This is a genomic window from Kineococcus glutinatus, assembly GCF_039542765.1.
GTDB lineage: Bacteria > Actinomycetota > Actinomycetes > Actinomycetales > Kineococcaceae > Kineococcus_A > Kineococcus_A glutinatus.
On the sequence record NZ_BAABIL010000354.1, the window covers coordinates 1 to 2,901 of the forward strand.

Annotated in this window: 2 protein-coding genes and 1 pseudogene; 2 read left to right on the forward strand and 1 reads right to left on the reverse strand. The window is 76.4% G+C overall.

Annotated features, from left to right (window positions below):
- Positions 1–204 (reverse strand): annotated as a pseudogene (locus ABEB16_RS13440) (CDP-alcohol phosphatidyltransferase family protein); the annotation flags it as partial.
- 58 nt (positions 205–262) lie between these two features.
- On the opposite strand from ABEB16_RS13440, the gene ABEB16_RS13445 reads away from it, so the two are divergent.
- Together ABEB16_RS13445 and crtI are read left to right on the forward strand one after the other, a co-directional pair.
- Positions 263–1,378, forward strand: a complete 1,116-nt coding sequence (locus tag ABEB16_RS13445; RefSeq protein WP_425560192.1) for a polyprenyl synthetase family protein — start codon at positions 263–265, stop codon at positions 1,376–1,378.
- Positions 1,379–1,416: 38 nt separating this feature from the next.
- A partial coding sequence (crtI, locus tag ABEB16_RS13450) for a phytoene desaturase family protein (protein WP_345712753.1) occupies positions 1,417–2,901 on the forward strand: 1,485 nt, incomplete at its 3' end.

Genomic DNA, 2,901 nt, shown 5'->3' on the forward strand with positions numbered 1-2,901 from the left:
CGCCGGCGCTCCCCGCGCCCCCAGGACCACCGCGGCCCCCGCGGCCGCGACGCCCGCGACCGTCAGCAGCGCCGGCGGGGTGCGGGCGGCGGCCAGCGGGGCGGCCAGCGCGTGCACCGCCACCAGCCAGCAGCGCACCACACCGGTGGCCGCCGCACCGCCGTGCAGCTGCGACCAGCGCCGCAGGTACACCTCGCGCCTCACCCCCGGCAGGCTAGGGCAGGGTTCGCAAGCCCCCGGGGGCCCACCTACAGTTCGGCGTGTGCCGCCCCCGTCACCCGCCGCACCGGGTACCACCGCGCCCCCGCGTCCCACCGACGTCGACCTGCCCGCCCGCGTGCAGGTCGTGCTCGACGACTTCCTCGACGCGCAGGGGCGGGTGCTGGCCGAGGTCGGCCCCGACTGCGCCGCCCTCCTGGAGGGCATCCGCGCCCTGCTGCGCGGCGGCAAGCGGCTGCGGCCGGCCTTCTGCTACTGGGGCTACCGCGGCGCGGGGGGCGCCGACGGCGACGGCATCGTCGACGTGGGCGCGGCCCTGGAGCTGTTCCAGGCGGCCGCCCTCATCCACGACGACCTCATGGACGACTCCGACACCCGCCGGGGCCTGCCCGCGGCGCACCGGCGCTTCGCGTCCCTGCACGCGGGCGCGGGCTGGGCGGGCAGCGAGGAGCGCTTCGGCCTGGCCGGTGCCGTCCTGACGGGCGACCTGTGCCTGGGCTGGAGCGACGAGCTGTTCTCCGCGGCGCGCCTGCCGGCCGCGGACGTCGCCCGCGCGCGGGGGGTGTTCTCGCTGATGCGCACCCAGCTCATGGGCGGGCAGTACCTCGACGTGCTGGAGCAGGCCGCCGCGGCCGTCTCCGACCCGGCCGGTGCGGTGGACCGCGCGCGGCGGGTCGTGCGGTTCAAGAGCGCCAAGTACAGCGTCGAGCACCCCCTGCTGCTGGGCGCACGCCTCGCCGGCGCCCCCGAGCAGCTGCTGGCGTCCTACTCCGCCGTCGGGCTGAGCCTCGGGGAGGCCTTCCAGCTGCGCGACGACGTCCTGGGCACCTTCGGCGACCCGGAGGTGACGGGCAAGCCCGCCGGCGACGACCTGCGCGAGGGCAAGCGCACCCTGCTGGTCGCGCTCGCGCTGCGCAGCGCCTCACCGGCGCAGGCGGCGACGGTGCAGCGCCTGCTCGGCGACCCGGACCTCGACGCCGACGGGGTGGCGGCGCTGCGGGAGGTGCTCGTGGCCACGGGCGCCGCCGCGGCGGTGGAGGAGCACATCGCCCGGCTGGTCGAGGAGGCGTGCGAGGCCCTCGACGCCGCGGCCGTGGACGAGACCTCCCGCGCGGCGCTGCACGGGCTGCTGGTGGCGGCCACCTCGAGGCAGGCGTGAGCCGGCTGGCGCGCGCCGCGGGCTGGCTGCCCGGGCGGGTGCGCACCGTGGCCGGGCCCAGCGACCACGTCGTGGTCGTCGGCGCGGGCCTGGCGGGGCTGTCCGCGGCGATGCGGCTGGCCGGCGCCGGCCGGCGCGTCACCGTGCTGGAGCGCGAGGACGTCCCCGGCGGGCGCGCAGGCCTCGTGACCGACCGCACCGCCGAGGGCGAGTACCGCTTCGACACCGGCCCCACGGTGCTGACGATGCCCGACCTCATCGCGGACTGCTTCGACGCCCTCGGCGAGCGCATGGAGGACTTCCTCCAGCTCGAGGCCGTCGACCCCCTGTACCGCGGGCACTACGCGGACGGCTCGCAGCTGGAGGTCAGCGCCGACGTCGACACCACCGCGGCGAACATCGCCGCGCTGTGCGGGCAGGGCGAGGCGGAGGGGTACCGCCGGTTCGTCGACCACGTCTCGGACCTGTACCGCTTCGAGCTGCGCGACTTCATCGACCGCAACATCGACACCCCGCTGGACCTGCTCACCCCGAACCTGCTGCGGCTGCTGCGGGCCCGGGGTTTCGCGAAGCTGGCACCGGAGGTCGCGCGGTTCCTGAAGGACGACCGCACGCAGAAGATGTTCTCCTTCCAGGCGATGTACGCGGGGCTGTCCCCCTACGACGCCCTCGCCCTGTACGCCGTCATCGCCTACATGGACTCGGTGGCGGGGGTGTTCTTCCCCCGCGGCGGGATGCACGCCCTGCCGCGGGCGATGGCCGACGCCGCCGCCAAGCACGGCGTGGAGTTCCGGTACGGCACCGAGGTGGCGCGGGTGGAGCACTCCGGCGGCCGGGCCACCGCGGTCGTCACCGCCGACGGCGAGCGGGTCGCCGCCGACGTGGTGGTGCTCAACCCGGACCTGCCCGTGGCCCACCGCGACCTGCTGGGCCGCGACGGCTGGAACCTGCGGCGGCTGGACTTCTCCCCCTCCTGCTACCTGCTGCTGGCCGGTTCCACCGCCGACTACCCCGACCCGGTGCACCACGCCATCCACTTCGGGCGCTCCTGGCGGGGGGTGTTCGACGAGCTGCTGTCGGGGAAGCTGATGAGCGACCCCTCGGTGCTGGTGAGCCGGCCCACCGCCTCGGACCCGACGCTGGCCCCGCCCGGCCGGCACATCTACTACGTGCTGTTCCCCACCCCGCACACCGGCGCGGGCATCGACTGGCGCCGGCAGGCGCCGCGCTACCGCGAGCACGTGCTGGCCACCCTCGCCGAGCGCGGCTACCCGGGGTTCGGCGACGCGATCGAGGTGGAGCACGTCACCACCCCGCTGGACTGGGAACGGCGCGGGATGGCGATGGGCGCGCCGTTCGCGGCCTCGCACTCCTTCCGGCAGACCGGGCCGTTCCGGCCGGGGAACCTGTGGGGGGAGAACGTGGTGCTCACCGGCTCGGGCACCCAGCCGGGGGTGGGGGTGCCGATGGTGCTGGTCTCCGGGCGGCTGGCGGCCGAGCGGGTCACGGGCCGGGACCGCTCC